This window comes from Bradyrhizobium sp. AZCC 1577 (assembly GCF_036924575.1).
In the GTDB taxonomy this organism is placed as follows: Bacteria; Pseudomonadota; Alphaproteobacteria; order Rhizobiales; family Xanthobacteraceae; genus Bradyrhizobium.
Genome location: NZ_JAZHRQ010000001.1, coordinates 3065660 through 3082762 on the forward strand (window position 1 = coordinate 3065660; position 17103 = coordinate 3082762).

At 62.9% G+C, this 17103-nt stretch carries 12 protein-coding genes; 8 read left to right on the plus strand and 4 right to left on the minus strand.

Annotation, left to right across the window (positions count from 1 at the left end; translation table 11 throughout):
- Positions 1-150: 150 nt before the first annotated feature.
- Complete coding sequence (locus V1278_RS14205; RefSeq protein WP_334381177.1) at positions 151-1368, plus strand: ABC transporter substrate-binding protein; 1218 nt, start codon at positions 151-153, stop codon at positions 1366-1368.
- Between the two features lie 855 nt (positions 1369-2223).
- On the opposite strand, the gene V1278_RS14210 is transcribed toward V1278_RS14205, so the two are convergent.
- A complete protein-coding gene (locus V1278_RS14210) occupies positions 2224-3438 on the minus strand; it encodes a mandelate racemase/muconate lactonizing enzyme family protein (RefSeq protein ID WP_334381178.1) in 1215 nt (404 codons plus the stop codon).
- 163 nt (positions 3439-3601) lie between these two features.
- On the minus strand, positions 3602-4837 hold the full coding sequence (locus V1278_RS14215) for an amidohydrolase family protein (protein WP_334381179.1): 1236 nt from the start codon (positions 4835-4837) through the stop codon (positions 3602-3604).
- A gap of 152 nt (positions 4838-4989) precedes the next feature.
- Between V1278_RS14215 and V1278_RS14220 the strand changes: the two genes are divergently transcribed.
- Entirely contained in the window at positions 4990-5409 is a 420-nt protein-coding gene (locus V1278_RS14220; RefSeq protein WP_334381180.1) for a nuclear transport factor 2 family protein, read from the plus strand.
- Between the two features lie 138 nt (positions 5410-5547).
- On the opposite strand, the gene V1278_RS14225 is transcribed toward V1278_RS14220, so the two are convergent.
- Complete coding sequence (locus V1278_RS14225; RefSeq protein ID WP_334381181.1) at positions 5548-6306, minus strand: GntR family transcriptional regulator; 759 nt, start codon at positions 6304-6306, stop codon at positions 5548-5550.
- Between the two features lie 192 nt (positions 6307-6498).
- Here V1278_RS14225 and V1278_RS14230 point away from each other — a divergent pair, with 192 nt between their 5' ends.
- From V1278_RS14230 to V1278_RS14255, 6 genes are all read left to right on the plus strand, one after another.
- Positions 6499-7362: an ABC transporter ATP-binding protein gene (locus V1278_RS14230; protein ID WP_442893765.1), complete on the plus strand. Its 864-nt coding sequence runs from the start codon at positions 6499-6501 to the stop codon at positions 7360-7362.
- A gap of 1 nt (position 7363) precedes the next feature.
- On the plus strand, positions 7364-8140 hold the full coding sequence (locus V1278_RS14235; RefSeq protein ID WP_334381182.1) for an ABC transporter permease: 777 nt from the start codon (positions 7364-7366) through the stop codon (positions 8138-8140).
- A gap of 44 nt (positions 8141-8184) precedes the next feature.
- On the plus strand, positions 8185-9210 hold the full coding sequence (locus V1278_RS14240; RefSeq protein ID WP_334364025.1) for an ABC transporter substrate-binding protein: 1026 nt from the start codon (positions 8185-8187) through the stop codon (positions 9208-9210).
- Between the two features lie 116 nt (positions 9211-9326).
- On the plus strand, positions 9327-10763 hold the full coding sequence (locus V1278_RS14245; RefSeq protein WP_334381183.1) for an amidohydrolase family protein: 1437 nt from the start codon (positions 9327-9329) through the stop codon (positions 10761-10763).
- A gap of 204 nt (positions 10764-10967) precedes the next feature.
- A complete protein-coding gene (locus tag V1278_RS14250) occupies positions 10968-14288 on the plus strand; it encodes a carboxyl transferase domain-containing protein (protein ID WP_334381185.1) in 3321 nt (1106 codons plus the stop codon).
- A gap of 5 nt (positions 14289-14293) precedes the next feature.
- Entirely contained in the window at positions 14294-14539 is a 246-nt protein-coding gene (locus V1278_RS14255; RefSeq protein ID WP_334381186.1) for a hypothetical protein, read from the plus strand.
- 778 nt (positions 14540-15317) lie between these two features.
- Here V1278_RS14255 and V1278_RS14260 read toward each other — a convergent pair.
- Positions 15318-16928 (minus strand): flavin-containing monooxygenase, encoded by a 1611-nt coding sequence (locus V1278_RS14260; RefSeq protein WP_334381187.1) that lies wholly within the window; start codon positions 16926-16928, stop codon positions 15318-15320.
- Between the last annotated feature and the right edge of the window lie 175 nt (positions 16929-17103).

Genomic DNA, 17103 nt, shown 5'->3' on the forward strand with positions numbered 1-17103 from the left:
TCGGGCGCGCATTTCGCGCGACCCGGTGGCTTTGCCCACCCTACGCGGCCACGCGGCCAACATTTGATTTCGACAATCTCGTCATGCGCGCTATCATTGCGGCCGCTGGGTTAGGCGTCACAAACTCCCTGTAGTTTGGAGGCCATGTTGATGCAAATAATAACAAAAGCCAGACTGGCGCTGTATTCCGTCGTCGCAATGTTGGCAGTCGCCGCCCTGCAGCCGGCCCGGGCTGCCGGCGTGACCGACACCGAAATCCGCATCGGCAACATCATGCCCTATACCGGCCCGCTTGCCGCGTTCGCTTCGATCGGCAGGGCGGAGGCCGCCTATTTCGACATGATCAACGAGCGCGGCGGCATCAACGGGCGTAAGATCAGGTTCATCTCCCGCGACGACAGCTCAAATCCGAGAACGGCGGTCGAGCATACCCGTGAGCTGGTCGAGCAGGAGCGAGTGCACCTGATGTTCGGATCGTTCGGCACACCGACCAACCTGGCGACGCGAACCTATCTCAACGAGAGAAATATCCCACAGCTCTTCGTCGCCTCCGGCGACGAGGAGTGGGCGCATCCCAAGCGCTTTCCGTGGACGATGGGCTGGCAGCCGACGTTCCGGGCCGAAGGCCGCATCTACGCCAATTACATCCAGGCCGCCTATCCGAGCCGGAAGATCGCCGTGCTCTGGCAGAACGATCAGTTCGGTCGCGATCTGTTCCGGGGATTGCAGGAGGGGCTCGGCATCACCGCCAACATGATCGTTGCTGACATCGCCATCGAGGCTGATATGTCGATCGATACCCAGGTCGACATCCTCAAGAACTCGGGCGCTGACGTCCTCGTGCTCAACTGCGCACCGCCGATCTCGGCGCGTGCCATCCGTAGAGCGGCTGAATTGGGTTGGCATCCGGTGCTAGTGCTGGTCAATGCGGCGGCGTCGATCGCGAACGCGCTGCGGCCGGCGGGGCTGCAGAATTCCGTCGGCGTGATCTCCACCTCGTTCCTGAAGGACGCCAGCGACGCCACCTGGAAGGATGACCCCGCCATCAAGGAATGGCTGGCGTTCATGGATAAGTATTATCCTGATGGCGACAAGGAGGATGGCAATGCCATCTTCGGTTACGCGGCGGCCGAGACGCTAGCGCGCGTACTGATCCAATGCGGCGACGACCTGTCGCGCGAGAACATCATGCGGCAAGCCGCATCCTTGCGGAACTACCAGAGCACGGTCGCATTTCCGGGAATAGCGATCAACACCGGGCCGTCGGACTTCCATCCGATCGAACAGATGCGGCTGGTGCAGTTCGACGGCAGTTCCTGGCAGCCGATCGGCGACGTCATCGAGAGCGCGTTTCTGGGCGACAAGTGAATGTAGGAGATTTCACTCTGTCCCCACCCTGAGGGGGCCGCGCAGCGGCCGTCTCGAAGTGCGATGGCTCGGCCGGTGGCCGTGCATCGTTCGAGACACGCATTCCGCGCTCCTCTAGATGACGAGTCTGCTAGAGCATGTACCTATGAAGGCGAAGAAGTCGGCTGTTGGGAGCTAAGCAGAAAATTTCTGCTCGCTTGGTGCATTACCGCCTTCGACCCCTACACGGCCAATCTCGACCATGCACACGGCCAAGACCCAATTCGTTCGCCAGCCACAACGGAACCGTTGCCTCTTGAGGCCCCTCGCGTATCACCGGCACTACGGGCCCGCCGCATGGATCGACCCGGTCGTCCTCAGGGCGATAACGATATCGTGGAACGATATTGTAATCCCAGTAGGGAGTTGGCCTTACGACGGGCACCCTGATGATGGGCCTTTCCCGTGGTTCACGAACGACTTGGGCCGTCTGCGCATGCGCTGCGGTACCAAACGTGCCCAGGTTATACAGGGCCAGGGCCGTTCCCAAAGCTACGATCGTTATCCTCATGCCTCGACCTCCTCGCCATACAGCCTTAACGCAACTCGGACGAGTTCGCGCCGCTGTTGGGGTATATGGGACATCAAAGACACCTGAACCGCAACGTTCGATTTTATTTATGTAGACCGGCGGCCCATTTGGCTTCGCTAAGCCGCGCCGCGCGGCCTTGGGCGCCTTGCCGCGGCTCAACGCGGCCCATAAGCACTGTCCGTTTTTGCGTCGTTGTCAGCACTATGGCGGACATCGAACGCGCCTGGTCTGCGCGCCGCGATTGAGTACACGTCCTGGTGTGCGCTACTGCAGAATCGCGTCGCCTATTTCTTCTGCCCGTAATTCAACAGCCCGCCCTTGCTCTTCGGCGGATGGGCGCGCAGGCCCTCCTCGTTGGGCTCGGTGCCCCAGCCCGGGCGGTCCGGCATGATGAGATGGCCATCGACGATCTCAGGCACATGCGTGAACAGTTCATGGTCCCACGCCAGGCGATCGATGTCGGTTTCCATGATGCGCAAGTTCGGCACCGCGGCGGAAAAATGCGCGTTCTGCATGGTGCAGAGGTGGCCGTAGAAATTATGCGGGGCGACGTTGACCTCGAAATGCTCGGCGGCTGCTGCGATCTTCATCGATTGCCACACCCCGTTCCATGGCGTGTCGACGATGGCGACATCCATCGCCTGCTCGTTGAAATAGGGCAGGAACTCGCGCAGTCCCAAGAGCGTCTCGCAGGATGACACTGGATGCGGGCTCTGGCGGCGGATGTAGCCCAGCGCCTGCGGGTTGAAGGTGTCGATCTCCACCCAGAACAGATCGATGTCCTTGATAGCGCGCAGTATCTTGAGGTAGCCCTCGGTCTTGGCATTGAAGTTGAGGTCGAGCAGCAGATCGACATCGGGGCCGGCGCCGTCGCGGATTGCCTCCAGATGCATGCAAAGATTGCGCAGCACTTTGCGATCGACGTTGATCTCGGGTTCGAACGGCGAACCAAAGCCCGGCCGCCAGCCTTGCGGCTTGCTGTCGGTGTAGACGAAGATGTTGGTCTTCATCGCCGTAAAGCCTTTTTCGCGTACCTCGCGGCCAATCGATTTCACACCATCGAGATCGGTAATCGCCGGCTTGAACCAGTCGGGATGGTTGATGCGCCAGGTCGCGCAGTGCGACCAGTAGAGGCGGATGCGGTCGCGGATCTTGCCGCCGAGCAGTTCGTAGCAGGGCACGCCGAGCGCCTTGGCCTTGACGTCGAGCAGCGCGTTCTCGAGAGCCCCAAGCGCCAGCGCCACCACGCCGCCCGCGGCCGGCCGCGTCGCGGCGAACAGTTCGGCGTAAATCCGCTCGTGCTGGAACGCGTTCTTGCCGACGACGCGCGCGCCGAGCCGCTCGATCGCCGCCGTCACGCCGGGCGCGCCAAAACCCTCGTCGTACTCGCTCCAGCCGACGATGCCGTCCTCGGTCATGATCTTGACGAAGTGGTAGTTCCGCCATCCGGCGTCGCAGGCGAGCGTTTCGACGCTTCTAACGGTGGTGGCTTTTTTCATGATTTCCTGCCCCCGGCTTGTTGTTGTGGTTGGCTGATAACAACAATGGATCGGCGGGATCGTCAATTGCAGGGCAGCGCATAAGGCACGGCATGGCCTGCATGGTTCGCCCGGCTATACGAAGCATCGTCCGGAGACGCGCCCGAAGGTCCGGCTCAGCAACCTACGGAGCAAATAGCGTCGGCTTTCGCCGCTCGAACACCTGCCGCCCGTTCTTGAAGCCCATCAGCACATCAGGCAATTCCGCAATCGCGTTTGTCCCGCTGTCGGTATCGAGAATGATCAGGTCCGCCGGATTGCCCACCGCGACGCCGTAGTCGCGCAGGTTCATCAGCCGTGCCGGCAGCTCGGTCACGAGATCGAGGCAGGCGTCGAAATCGCTGATCCCGGCATGTGCGACATTGGCGTAGAAATTCGCCATCCGTAGCAGCGAGGCGTCGCCGAACGGCGTGAAGGGATTGAGCACATTGTTGGTCGCCACCGAACAGAGAACGCCATCTTCAACCAACTTGTGCGCCACCGTCAGCCCGCGCGGCGCGTTATGCGTGGCGTCGCGGCCCATCAGATAGAGATCGGTCGCGGGCAGCACGGTGACGGCGACGCCGGATTTCGCCAGCCGCGCCGTTGCCGCCTTCAGCCGGTCCGGCGGCAGCGCCGATAATTTGGTGGCGTGACCGATCGCGACGCGGCCATGGTAATTGCGCCGCTCGGTCTGCCTGCAGACCTCGTCGAGATGCCACCAGGACGGATCGAGATCGAAGTCGAGGTGCAGGTCGATATCGACATCGAATTGCTGCGCGAGGTCGAAGATCTTTTCGAGATGCGTGTTCGGATCGGTGTCCATATAGGGGCAGCCGCCGATCACCTCACCGCCGTCGCGCAGGGCCGCAATGAGCAGTTCCTCGGCGCCGGGATCGTTGGTCAGGCCCTCCTGCGGAAACACGCAGATCGAAAGATCGAGCGCCCAGGCATAATCGCGCTTGAGCGCTTTCACCGCCTCAAAACCGCGCAAGCCGATCCGCGGATCGATTTCGACATGGGTACGCATCCGCGTGGTGCCATGCACGATGGCGCGCTCGATCACGCGCGCGCCGCGGGCATAGACGTCTTCCACCGTGAAATCGCGCTTCATCGCGGCGACCGCGGCGATGGCTTCGCTGACGCTGCGATGATTGTGCGCGCAGCGGCCGAGCAGGCAGGCCTTGTCGAGATGGATGTGGGCGTCGACGAAGCCGGGCAGGGCAAGCTTGCCGCCGACCTCGATCTCGGCTGCTTCGCAGGCAAGCCGGGGTTCGATGGCCACGATACGCCCGCCGGCGATGCCGATATCGACAGGCGTCGCCGAGGTTCGCGTCCTGGCGTTGCGGAAGATCAGGTCAAAGGCGGTTTTGGTGTTCATCAGGCGTCGGGCTGGAGAAGGTCTCAACCTATCGGAAGCGGGGGCGACGGGCAGCTCCAGATTGTGTGCAATTGGAAGGCTGAACTGTTCAAAATATGTGCATGCAGTTTGTGGGCTGAACTGTAGTATCCCTGGCATCAGGAGAAGCCGCCATGTCTGTCGCCGCTAAAACCGAAGTGAAGGGAATGTCCGACGCCGAGGTGGTCAAAGCCTACCTCACGGCATCGATGATCCCGGATCCCGATGCGGCCGTGGCCTACATGAAGCCGGGCACGATCATCACCTTCACCGGTGGACGTGAGTTCGACCATCCCCGCGGCCCGACCGGCTTCAACGCGCGGCGCTATCGCTGGGTCAAGAAGAAGATGGACCGCTTCGACGTCTGCCCGGGCGCCGAAGAGACCGTCGTCTACAGCATCGGCACGCTCTACGGCGAATGGCTCGACGGCACGCCGTTCGAAGGCAATCGCTATGTCGATCGCTTTGTGGTCAGGGGTGGGCTGATCGTGAAGATGGACGTCTGGAACGACAGCGCCGAGCGGATTTTGGTTCAGATGGGGATTGAGGCGTGAGGTCGTTCCCCGGATGCTGGGCAGCGCGCCGCACTTGCGGCGTGGTGCGCTGCTGATCCGGGGCCCACCCGCTGCTGCCGTGGGTCCCGGCTCTGCGGAGCAGCGTTTCACGCTGCGCCGCGTCCGGGACACGTCGCCCTACCTCGCCCGCACCACCTTCGGCAGCTTCACCACCCGCTCGCTTTCGCCTTCCTCGGCATAGGGCGCCAGAATATCCAGCAAATCGCGGCCGCGCGGCGGGGCGGGGGCTACCAGTGCGCGGCTGGCCACCGAATCCAGGTGGCTGTGCATCAGGCTCATCACCTTGGCCTCGTCGCCCTTGACTAGCGCGGCGATGATTGCGCGGTGCTCGTTGATCGCGCATTCCGACGAATGCGGGCGGCTGTAGAGCGATAGCGTCAGGCAGCAGCGATAGGCGACCTCGCTGACGTAACGCACCAGGATCGGACTGTTCGTCATGTTGGCGAGCAGGATGTGGAATTCCGTCGCGAGGCGGATCGACACCGCATCCGAGCCGTCGCGCGCGCGATCCTCGGCATCGACATGGGCGTTGAGTTCGGCAATCTGGCTCTTGGTCAGCTTGCCGGCGAGTTGCCGCACCACCAGACGCTCGAGTTCGATCCGGATATCAAAGGCATCGCGCGCTTCCTGCCAGCTCGGCGTCGCCACCACGGCGATCCGGTTGCGGCGCAGTTCGACGAGACCTTCCGCTGCCAATTGGCCCAGCGCATGCCGCGCAATGGTGCGGCTGACGCCAAACCGCTCGCCGAGCGAATCTTCCGGCAATTTCGCGCCGGGCGCCAGCGCCTGCTCGATGATGGCGCGGCGCAGCGCGCGGCAGATCACGCCGACCTTGTCGGATGGGACAGCAGTCTTGCTGGCGGGGCGGGGCGCCATCGGCGAATCCTGACGGGTGCTTCGAATGGGTCCTCTTATCACAATTGCCGCCTGATTGTGCGCCTCAATTGCATGCACTTTGAGGGCGGAATTGCACAAAAGGAATCCGCCGGATCGGGCGGCAAATCGCAGCCCCCTTGATTTCAGAGGCAAGTTTGGCTGGCATCCGGTTTGCATGCACTTCCAGCCATGATGCGCATGCAACCACATTCCGAATTTCAGGGCACGCCGGTTCCGGGCTCCGCAGCTCCGATAGCGATCGAACTGTCGGAGGCTTCCGTCACCTTCGGCCGCGGCGCCCGGGCGGTGCCGGCCCTGTCCACGACAAGCTTGCGGATCGCCGATGGCGAGTTCGTCGCGCTGGTCGGGCCGTCCGGCTGCGGCAAGTCGACCATCCTGCGGCTGGTGAGCGGCCTGGTGCAGCCGACATCGGGCGTGGTCATCGTCGGCGGCCGCGAGGTGGCGGCGCGCGCTTTACGCGTCGGCATGGCGTTCCAGAATCCGACCATGCTGCCCTGGATGACGATCGAGCGGAACATCATGCTGCCGCTCAAGATCGTCGAGCCGTTCCGCTCGCAATTCCGCAAGCTGCGCAAGACCGAATTCCGCGACAAGGCCAATGCGCTGCTCGAGCAGGTCGGCCTCAAGGGGTTCGGCAACCGCTACCCCTGGCAACTCTCCGGGGGCATGCTTCAGCGCGCCAATCTGTGCCGCGCGCTGATCCACGAGCCGCGCATGCTGCTGCTCGACGAGCCCTTCGGCGCGCTCGACCAGTTCACGCGGGAAGAGCTGTGGTCGATCCTGCAGGACCTCTGGATCGCGCACAAGCCGACCGTGCTCTTGGTGACGCATGATCTGCGCGAGGCTGCCTTTCTCGGCGGCCGCATCTGCGTGATGAGCGCGCGTCCGGGCCGCATCCTCGATGACAGCCGCGTCGACTTCGCCCGGCCACGCACCGTGGCCATGACCTTCGAGCCGGATTTCGTCGCGCTGAACCAGAAACTGCGCGCGTTCATCGAGGATGCCCGTACCGCGTCAGCGCAGGGAGCAGCCTGACATGCCCGATCTCGATTATCGCCAGAAAGCCTGGTCGGCGGCACTGATCGTGCTGTTCTTCGTCGCCTGGGAATTGTTCTGCCTGATATCAGGCATGTCCGACCTGGTGCTGCCGCGTCCCTCGCAGGTATTCGTCACGCTGGTCGAGAAATTCCCCACCCTGTGGCCGCATATCCTGCAGACGCTGGCGACGACGATGGTCGGGTTTGTTCTTGGCGTCGGCCTCGGCGTCGTATTGGGCGCGGTGATCGGCGTCTCGAAAACCGCGTATGATACGGCCTATCCCCTGCTGGTCGGATTTTCCTCGATTCCGAAGGTCGCCGTGGTGCCGATCTTCGTGCTGTGGTTCGGCTCCGGTTCGGTGCCGGCGGTGCTGACCGCGCTCTCGATCTGCTTCTTCCCGATCGTGGTCAACATCGCGACGGGACTGGCGACGACCGAACCCGAACTCGAAGACGTGCTGAAAGCACTCGGCGCCAGCAAGTTCGACATCCTCTGGAACGTCGGCTTGCCCCGCACCATGCCGTTCTTCTTTGCCTCGCTGAAGGTCGCGATCTCCTACGCCTTCGTCGGCGCGGTATTGTCGGAGACCGTCGCCTCGAACCGCGGCATCGGCAACGTGATGATGACCGCGTCCTCGAATTTCAATGTGCCGCTGGTGTTCGCCGGCCTGTTCGTGCTCGCCGGCCTCGGCGTCGCGCTCTACGTGATCTTCTCGGTAATCGAGGGGCGCGTCACCGGCTGGGCCACCCGCAAGAACGACATGATCGCGACATGAAAGTTTTCGCCAACCGCCATCGAACCCCCGTCGAGGAGAATACGATGTTAGCCAGAGTAAGCGCCGTGCTGTTGGGAGCCGTCTTGTTTGCCGGCGCCGCCAATGCCCAGGAGACGACGATCAAGTTCACGCTGGGTTGGAAAACGCAAGGCTCGGATGCCGCGTTCTTCTACGCCAAGGACAACGGCTTCTTCAAGGAAGAGGGCCTCAATGTCGTGATCGATCAGGGCGAGGGCTCCGGCGCGACGGTGACGCGCATCATGTCGGGCGCCTATGACGCCGGCTTCGGCGACGTCAACGCCATCATCCAGAACGCCTCGACCAAGCCGCAGGACGCGCCCGTGATGGTCTACATGATCTGGAACCAGCCGCCGTTCGCCATCGTCACCAAGAAGACCAGCGGCATCAACACCATCAAGGACTTTGAGGGCCGCACGCTCGGCGGCGCGCAGGGCACGCCGACGACGCGGTTGTTGCCGGTGTTTGCCAACAAGAACAAGCTCGAGGGCGAGAAGATCAAGATCTCCAACATGGCGCCGAACCTGCAGGAGCCGATGCTGATCAAGGGCGATATCGACGCGGCGCTCGTGTTTAACATCACGAGCTACTTCAACCTGGTGCTGAACCGCCAGGATCCCGACAAGGACTACAGGTGGTTTTCGTTCGGCGATTACGGCCTCGATCTCTATTCCAACGGCATGATGGTGTCGCGCAAGCTGCTGGCGTCCAACCCGAAGGCCGTCGCCGGCCTCGTCCGCGCCGTCAACAAAGCCGTTATCGCGATCGCCAAGGACCAGAATGCCGGGATGAAGGCCGCGTTGAACTACGACAATCTGATCAATGCCGAGGTCGAGAAGCGTCGCCTGCAGTTTTCCTTCGACAAGCTGATCGTGTCGCCCGAGATGAAGGAGATCGGCGTCGGCGATGTCAAGGACGACCGCATGGCCCGCGCCATCGGTATCATCGTCGAAGGCTACCAGCTCGCCCGCGCGCCGGCGCCTGCGGAGATTTTCTCCCGCGAATTCCTGCCGCCGCGCGCCGAGCGGGAGTTGGTGTATACGGCGAATTAACAACCGGTATATCCGTTCGTCATTGCGAGCGAAGCGAAGCAATCCATGTCGCCGCACGGGGATGGATGGATTGCTTCGTCGCTTCGCTCCTCGCAATGACGGAGTGCGGTGATACAATGGAAATCGCGGCACATAGCCTATTCTCCGGCACCGACCATGGTCTGCTTGACAACGTCGTGCTTCAACACGACAACGGCCTCGTCACGTCCATCTCGCCAGCGACGCCGTCCACAACCGGCCCGCGCTCCCTCATTCTTCCCGCCTTCGTCAACGCCCATGATCACGCGCGGCCGACCGCGTCCTCGTTCGGCGCGCTCGGCATGCCGCTGGAAAGCTGGATCCTGCGCTCTGCGCTCGGCACGCCGGTCGATCCCTATCTGACCGCGGCGTCTGCGCTAGCGCGATCGGCGCGGGCGGGTTGCGCGGCGATGATGGTGCACTACACCCGGCCAAGCGGCACCATGCCGCTGGTCGAGGAGGCAAAGGCGATTGCGCGGGCGGCGTCCGATGTCGGCATCCGCATCGCGTTTGCGCTCGCGGTACGCGACCAGAACCCGGTCGTCTATGGCGACAGCGAACCGGTGCTGTCGCAGCTCTCAAGCGACGATCGCAAGGCCATTGAGGAATTGTTCGTCCGCGCGCCGATGTCGCCAAAGGCCTATATCGAACTCACGGATGCCATCGCCTCGGCCATCGCAGGTCCAAAAGTCGATGTGCAGCTCGGCCCCGCGGGCGTGCAATGGTGCTCAAAACCGCTGCTCGAGGCGGTAGCCGAGAATTCGGCGCGCACCGGGCGACGCATCCACATGCATCTCCTGGAGACAATCTATCAGCGCGCCTGGGCTGACCAGCATTTTCCGGATGGCGTCGTCCGTTATCTCCGCGACATCGGCTTCCTGTCGGAGCGGCTGACGCTGGCGCATTGCATCCACGCCCGCCCCGACGAGATCGAGATGATCGCCGCGTCCGGCGCGCGTATCGTCACCAACTTCTCCTCCAATTTGCACCTGCGCTCGGGTCTCGCGCCGATCGCCGCGGCGCACCGGTGTGGCTGCGCCATCGCGGTCGGCGTCGATGGTCTCGCGCTCGACGAAGACGACGACGTGCTGCGCGAGATGCGGCTGGTGCAGATGATGCACGGCGGCCGCGGCTTTGAGCGAACCTGGACCGCTGCCGGATTCCTCGCGCTCGCGATCGCCAATGGCCGCAAGGCGACCGGCGCGCCCGGAACGGGCGCCCTCATATCAGGCGCGCCAGCCGATTTCGTCACCATCGATCTCGATCGGCTTGACCGCGACCGGATCATGCCGGTCGATCCCATCGATCTCCTGTTCGCCCGCGGCAACGCGTCTTTCTTGCGCGACGTCGTGGTGGACGGTCGGCTGATCGTCAGTGAAGGCCGTTGCACCGGTGTCGATTTCCCCGCGATCGAGCGGGAATTGCGCGGAATCTATCGCGCCAACGCAAGACAACTCTCGCCATTTCAGCGGGCCTGGCCGCCGCTCGCAGCGTCGCTGCAGAGCTGGTTCGAAGCCCAGCTCGATTGCCGGTAGAGCGCTAAGCGCCTCAGTAGCTGTGTGAATTCCGTCATGTGGAACGAAATTCCACTTGCGCAGAATCTCGGCAACGGTTCATGTCGAGTAAACAAGAAACTGCCGGTAGCCGCCTCGCGCTGCTGATTGGGGTATGGGAAGCAAGCGGGGCGAGGTGAGCCGATCGCCGCATCATTTCGCTCTGCTGTCCAGACGGAACCGTTCATGTCTTTCCACAAGCTGCTGATTGCCAACCGCGGCGAGATTGCCATCCGCATCGCGCGCGCCGCGGGCGACGCTGGCCTTGCGACGGTCGCAATCTACTCCGCCGACGACGCGCAATCGCTGCATGTCCGCGCCGCCGACGCCGCCCTTGAAATCCCCGGGCGCGGCGCGCGGGCCTATCTCGATATCGAGGCGGTGATCGCAGCCGCCAAGGCGACCGAATGCGACGCCGTGCATCCCGGCTATGGTTTCCTCAGCGAGAATGCCGGGTTGGCCCGCCGCTGCATCGAGGAAAGTATCGTCTTCGTCGGCCCGTCGCCGGAAGCGCTCGATCTGTTCGGCGACAAGGCGCAGGCCAAGGCGCTGGCAAAAAAATGCGGCGTGCCTGTTATCGAGGGCACCAGCGGGCCGACCAGCCTCGATGAGGCCAAGGCCTTCCTGGAATCGCTCGGCGCAGGCGGCGCCATCATGATCAAGGCCATCGCCGGCGGCGGTGGCCGCGGCATGCGCATCGTCGACGACGCGGGCAGGCTGGAGGAGGCCTATGCGCGCTGCCAATCCGAGGCGATGGCGGCCTTCGGCAGCGATGGCGTCTATGTCGAGCGCCTGATTCGCAATGCCCGCCACATCGAGGTGCAGGTCATCTGCGACCACCACGGCGCGATCAGCCATTTGTGGGAGCGCGAATGCACGATCCAGCGCCGCAACCAAAAGCTCATCGAGGTCGCGCCAAGCCCGTCGCTGAACGACGCCTTGCGCTCGCGCATCATCGACGCCGCCAAGGAGCTTGCCGCCGCCGCGAACTACGACAATCTCGGCACTTTCGAATTCCTCGTCGATAACGACGCCAGGACCAGCGACAAGGCGTTTGCCTTTATCGAGGCCAATCCGCGGCTGCAGGTGGAGCATACCGTCACCGAGGAGGTGCTCGGCCTCGATCTCGTGCAGTCGCAGCTTGCGGTCGCGGCCGGTGCGACGCTGGGCTCGCTCGGGCTTGCGCAGGGCTATATCCCGAGGCCGCGCGGCTTTGCGATCCAGCTCCGCGTCAACATGGAGGTGATGGACGAGACCGGCGCCACCAGGCCGACCGGCGGGACGCTGGCCGTGTTCGACCTGCCGTCCGGCCCCGGCGTGCGCGTCGATACGTTCGGTTATTCGGGTTACCGGACCAGCGCCGCCTTCGACTCGCTGCTCGCAAAGGTCATCGTGCATTCGCCAGGCGGCAACTGGACCGACGTGGTGCATAAGGCCTCGCGGACGCTGCGTGAATTTCGCATCGGCGGTGTCGCCACCAACGTTCCCTTCCTCGCGGCGATTTTGGCGCATCCGGATTTCGTCGAGAACCGTCTCAGCACCGGTTTTATCGACAAGCATGTCGCCGATCTGGTTGGCGAAACCAACACGACGGCGGAGACGGAACTGGTCGAATCCGGCAGCGCTTCCGATGACGAGACGCTCGCGATCGCGGTCGCGGCATCGGCAACCGGCCCGGCAGGTTCGGTCGCGGTGCCAGCGCCGCTGCAAGGCACGATCGTCGCGATAGACGTCGAGGAGGGAGACCTCGTTCGCCCCGGCCAGCAGATCGCCGTGCTCGAATCCATGAAGATGGAGCATCTGGTCACGGCGCCGCAGGGCGGCCGGGTGACGCAGATCGCTGCCGGCTCCGGCGTGACGCTGATGCAGGACGAGCCGATCCTCTATCTGGAGCCTGCCGAGATCGACGCCCATGATGTCACCGAGGAGGACGATATCGATCTCGACCACATCCGCCCCGACCTCGCCGAGTTGATCGAACGCCATGCCATCACGCTGGATGAAAACCGGCCGGCCTCGGTCGAACGACGGCGGAAAACCAACCAGCGCACGGCGCGCGAGAACATCGCGCACCTCGTCGATGAAGGCTCCTTCGTCGAATATGGCTCGCTCGCCATTGCCGCGCAGCGCCGCCGCCGCACGGTCGACGACCTGATCCGCAACACGCCGGCCGACGGCCTGATCTCCGGCGTCGCCACCGTGAACGCAGAAAAATTCGGCGCGGACGCCGCCCGCTGCATGGTGATCGCTTACGATTACACCGTGCTCGCCGGCACGCAAGGTCACATGAATCACAAGAAGATCGACCGCATGCTCGGCTTGGCCGAGCAATGGCGGCTGCCGCTGGTGTTCTATGCCGAAGGCGGCGGCGGCCGCCCCGGCGATACGGACAGGCTCGGCATGACCGGCCTCGACGGGCCGTCCTTCGTGCAGTTCGCAAAGCTCTCGGGGCTCGTGCCGGTGATCGGCGTCGTCTCCGGCTATTGCTTTGCCGGCAATGCCGCGATGCTCGGTTGTTGCGACGTCATCATCGCGACGAAGAATGCCTCGATCGGCATGGGCGGACCGGCGATGATCGAGGGCGGCGGGCTCGGCGTCTATCACCCTGCTGAAGTAGGTCCGGTGTCGTTCCAGTCGCCGAACGGCGTCATCGACATTCTGGTCGAGGATGAAGCGGAGGCGACATCCGCGGCGCAGAAATATCTGTCCTACTTCCAGGGCGCGGTCGCCGACTGGAAAGCGCCGGACCAGCGCCTACTGCGGCGGTCCATTCCGGAGAACCGGCTGCGGGTCTACGACATCCGCAGCGTCATCGATCTCTTGGCCGACGAAGGCTCGGTGCTGGAGATCCGCCGGGATTTCGGCGTCGGCATGATCACCGCCTTTATCCGTATCGAGGGAAAACCGTTCGGCCTGATCGCCAACAACCCAAAGCATCTCGGCGGCGCGATCGACGCGCCGGCCGGCGACAAGGCCGCGCGCTTCATGCAGCTCTGCGACGCCTTCGACATTCCGATTATATCGCTCTGCGATACGCCGGGCTTCATGGTCGGACCCGAAGCGGAGAAAACCGCGATCGTGCGCCATGTCGCGCGCATGTTCGTGACCGGCGCCAGCCTTACCGTGCCGCTGTTCGGCATCGTCCTGCGCAAGGGCTATGGGCTGGGCGCGCAGTCCATGATCGGCGGTGGCTTCCATGCCTCTTTCTTCACCGTGGCCTGGCCGACCGGCGAGTTCGGTGGCATGGGGCTGGAAGGCTATGTCCGGCTCGGTTTCCGCAAGGAGATGGAAGCAATCGAAGACCCGGTCGAGCGCGAGGACTATTACAAGGCCAAGGTCGCCGAACTCTACGCCAACGGCAAGGCGGTCTCGATCGCCTCGGTGCTCGAGATCGACGAAGTGATCGACCCCGCCGACACGCGGCACTGGATCATGTCCGGCCTGCGTTCGGTGCCAAAGCCGGAATTACGCAGCGGTCGCAAGCGGCCGTGTATCGATGCGTGGTGAAACACTTGACTGCGCTCCGAATAATCTCGCTGATCGATCGTTTTGTGTCGGGGGCTGACACGAGTATCGCAAGCGCGAATGAAATCGAAGCCGCCCTGGATGATGCGTTTCCCGACGACGACTATCTCCAGCAAACCGTTGAGATACTGGCGATGTATCGTCCCGAGGGCGGCGAATATCTCTTCGATGCTAACGCCGTCGATACTCGCCTTCGTGAAACGAGGAGCTATCTGCTGAAGTTGATCGTCTGAGAAGGCGTAGGAGGTCCTACGGCGCCTGTGATGTGCGGGGCAAATCACTTCTGATTTTCAGAAATAATGTCAATCCGCCAAATCAAAAATATTCCGCTTCCGTTCTTCCCCAAATCAGCGGCATAACTCGCTCCGTCTCACGGCGAGATGAGGGGCGTCGGCCATCGTCACCTGACGCGCGGTGAGATGCGATGGACGCTGATGCCATGACTGACGAGTGTGCCGGATGCGTACGGCGAAGTCGTGTGGTTCTGATGTCGCGGTGCTGGCATTAAGTCCTTAAGAAGCGAAAGCTTCTCCGGGGCGACGGTGGCAAAAAGGCCGTTCGCCGAGAAGAGCACGAAGTAAGCCGTAAAGCCATTGCGCAGGGAAGGCCGGGATGCTCCCGCTGTACCTGTATGCTCGTGTGCGTTTCCTTTTGCGCACTTTGCACACGAGACCGCGGGTGCGGCGCGCACCCGGTCTTCCCTGCGCCCTCTGAATGAGAGGGCGGGAAGTTGAGAGCAAAGCTCGGACGCAATGCGTCGCGAGAAGGCCGCCTCATATTCAGTCGTCATCCCCGCGAAGGCGGGGATCCAGTATTCCAGAGACAGCAGTAATTGAACCGATAAGCCGCGGCGTACTGGATCCCCGCCTGGCGCGGGGGGATGACGATGGCATGTTGTGTCGCTACTTCCCCGTCATTGCGAGCGCAGCGAAGCTATCCCCGAGCCGAGACGTGGATTGCTTCGCTTCGCTCGCAATGACGGGAGGAGGCATTGCCGGCATGACGATGACGCTACCCCAGCCTCAACTCGTCATACCCCTTGGCCGCTACCTCGTCGCACCTCGCGCGATAAGCCGGCGCGCTGCCGCTGTAGCGGGCGACGATGCGCCTCTGTTTGCCTTCGACGTTGGAATTGATGCCGGTCATCCAGGAGTTGACCTCGTTGGACAGCAATCCCTCGCCGAGCGCCTTGACGTGATCGGTCCAGGATTTCACGCCCTCCGGCGTCGCTTCCAGCCGCGTCAACCCCTCTTTGATCGCGAACAGGAGCAGCCCGGTGACCCAGTCGACGCTGTATTCGATGCTGCGCGGGATGTTGCCGAGCGCGGTGTGTGGTCCCATCAGCATCAGCATGTTCGGAAATTCATGCACCATGATGCCGAGATAGGTCTCCGGTCCTCGCTTCCATTTGTCCTTCAGTCGCGCGCCGCCAATCCCGCGAAAATCGATCTTGTCGAAACTGCCGGTGATGGCATCGAAACCGGTCGCATAGATGATGATGTCGAACTCGTAATCCCGTTCGCTTGTCCTGATGCCCTCAGGCGTGATCCGCTCGATCGGCGTCTCGTTGATGTCGACCAACTCGACATTGTCCTGATTGTAGACCTCGTAATAGAAGGTCTCGAGTGGCAGGCGTCGCGTACCGAAGCCGTGATTTTTCGGAATCAGCTTTTCCGCGACCGCCGAATTCTTCACGCGCTGCCGGATCTTGCGCGCGACGAAATCGGAGATCGTGGCGTTCGCCTTGCGGTCGATCAGTATATCGCGAAAATTGCCCTGCCAGATGCCGAAGCCGCGCTCGCCATAGAGCTTCTCATAAAACGCCTCGCGCTCCTCGTCCGACACCTCGAACGCGCCGCGCGGGTCCGGCGTGTGCAGGAAGCAGGCGAAGGTTTCCTGGCAACGGGCGAAGATCTCGGGATAGTCGGCCTTGATCTTCTTCTGGGTTTCGGCGTCGATCTTGCCGTTGTGCAGCGGCGCGCACCAGTTCGGCGTGCGCTGGAATACGGTGAGGTGGCCGACCTGTCCCGCAATGGTCTGGATGGTCTGCACGCCGGTCGCGCCGGTGCCGATCACGGCGACGCGCTTGCCGGCAAAGTTCACCGGCTCCTTCGGCCATCGCGCGGTATGAAAGGAGGCGCCCTTGAAATCCTCGCGGCCCTCGATCCGCGGCAGTGTAGGCGTCGACAACGGCCCGATCGCGGTGATCAGGAAGCGCGCGTCGAACCGGCTGCCGTCCTCCAGCGTAATGGTCCAGCTCCGCGTATCTTCCCCGTAAGTAGCCGCCGTCACCCGGCTCCTGAACTGGATGTCCCGGCGCAGGTCGAACTTGTCGGCGACATAATTGAGATAGCGCAACGTCTCCGGCTGGCCCGCAAAATGCTCCGACCACTCCCATTCCTCCAGCAACTCCTTCGAGAACGAGTAGCCATAGGAATAGCTCTCGGAATCGAAGCGCGCGCCGGGATAGCGGTTCCAGTACCACGTGCCGCCGACATCGGTACCGGCTTCGAACACGCGCACGCGAAATCCATGCTCGCGCAGCCGGTAGAGCTGGTACAGCCCCGACATGCCCGCGCCGATGATGATGGCGTCGTAGTCCGGAATCGGCGTCGCCTCCATGCGTATGGTTTGCTCAAAAGCTACCCCGTCTCGCGTCCGCAAACAAACCTGTATCATGGCGTGGCTGGGTTGCGCGTTTGTCCCGCCAAGTCGGCCTCGCTCGGCTTTACTGCCGGCAGCATCTGCCCCTATCGTGGAGCCCAGATCGCCTTCAAGGCGACGCTAGTTCAGGGAG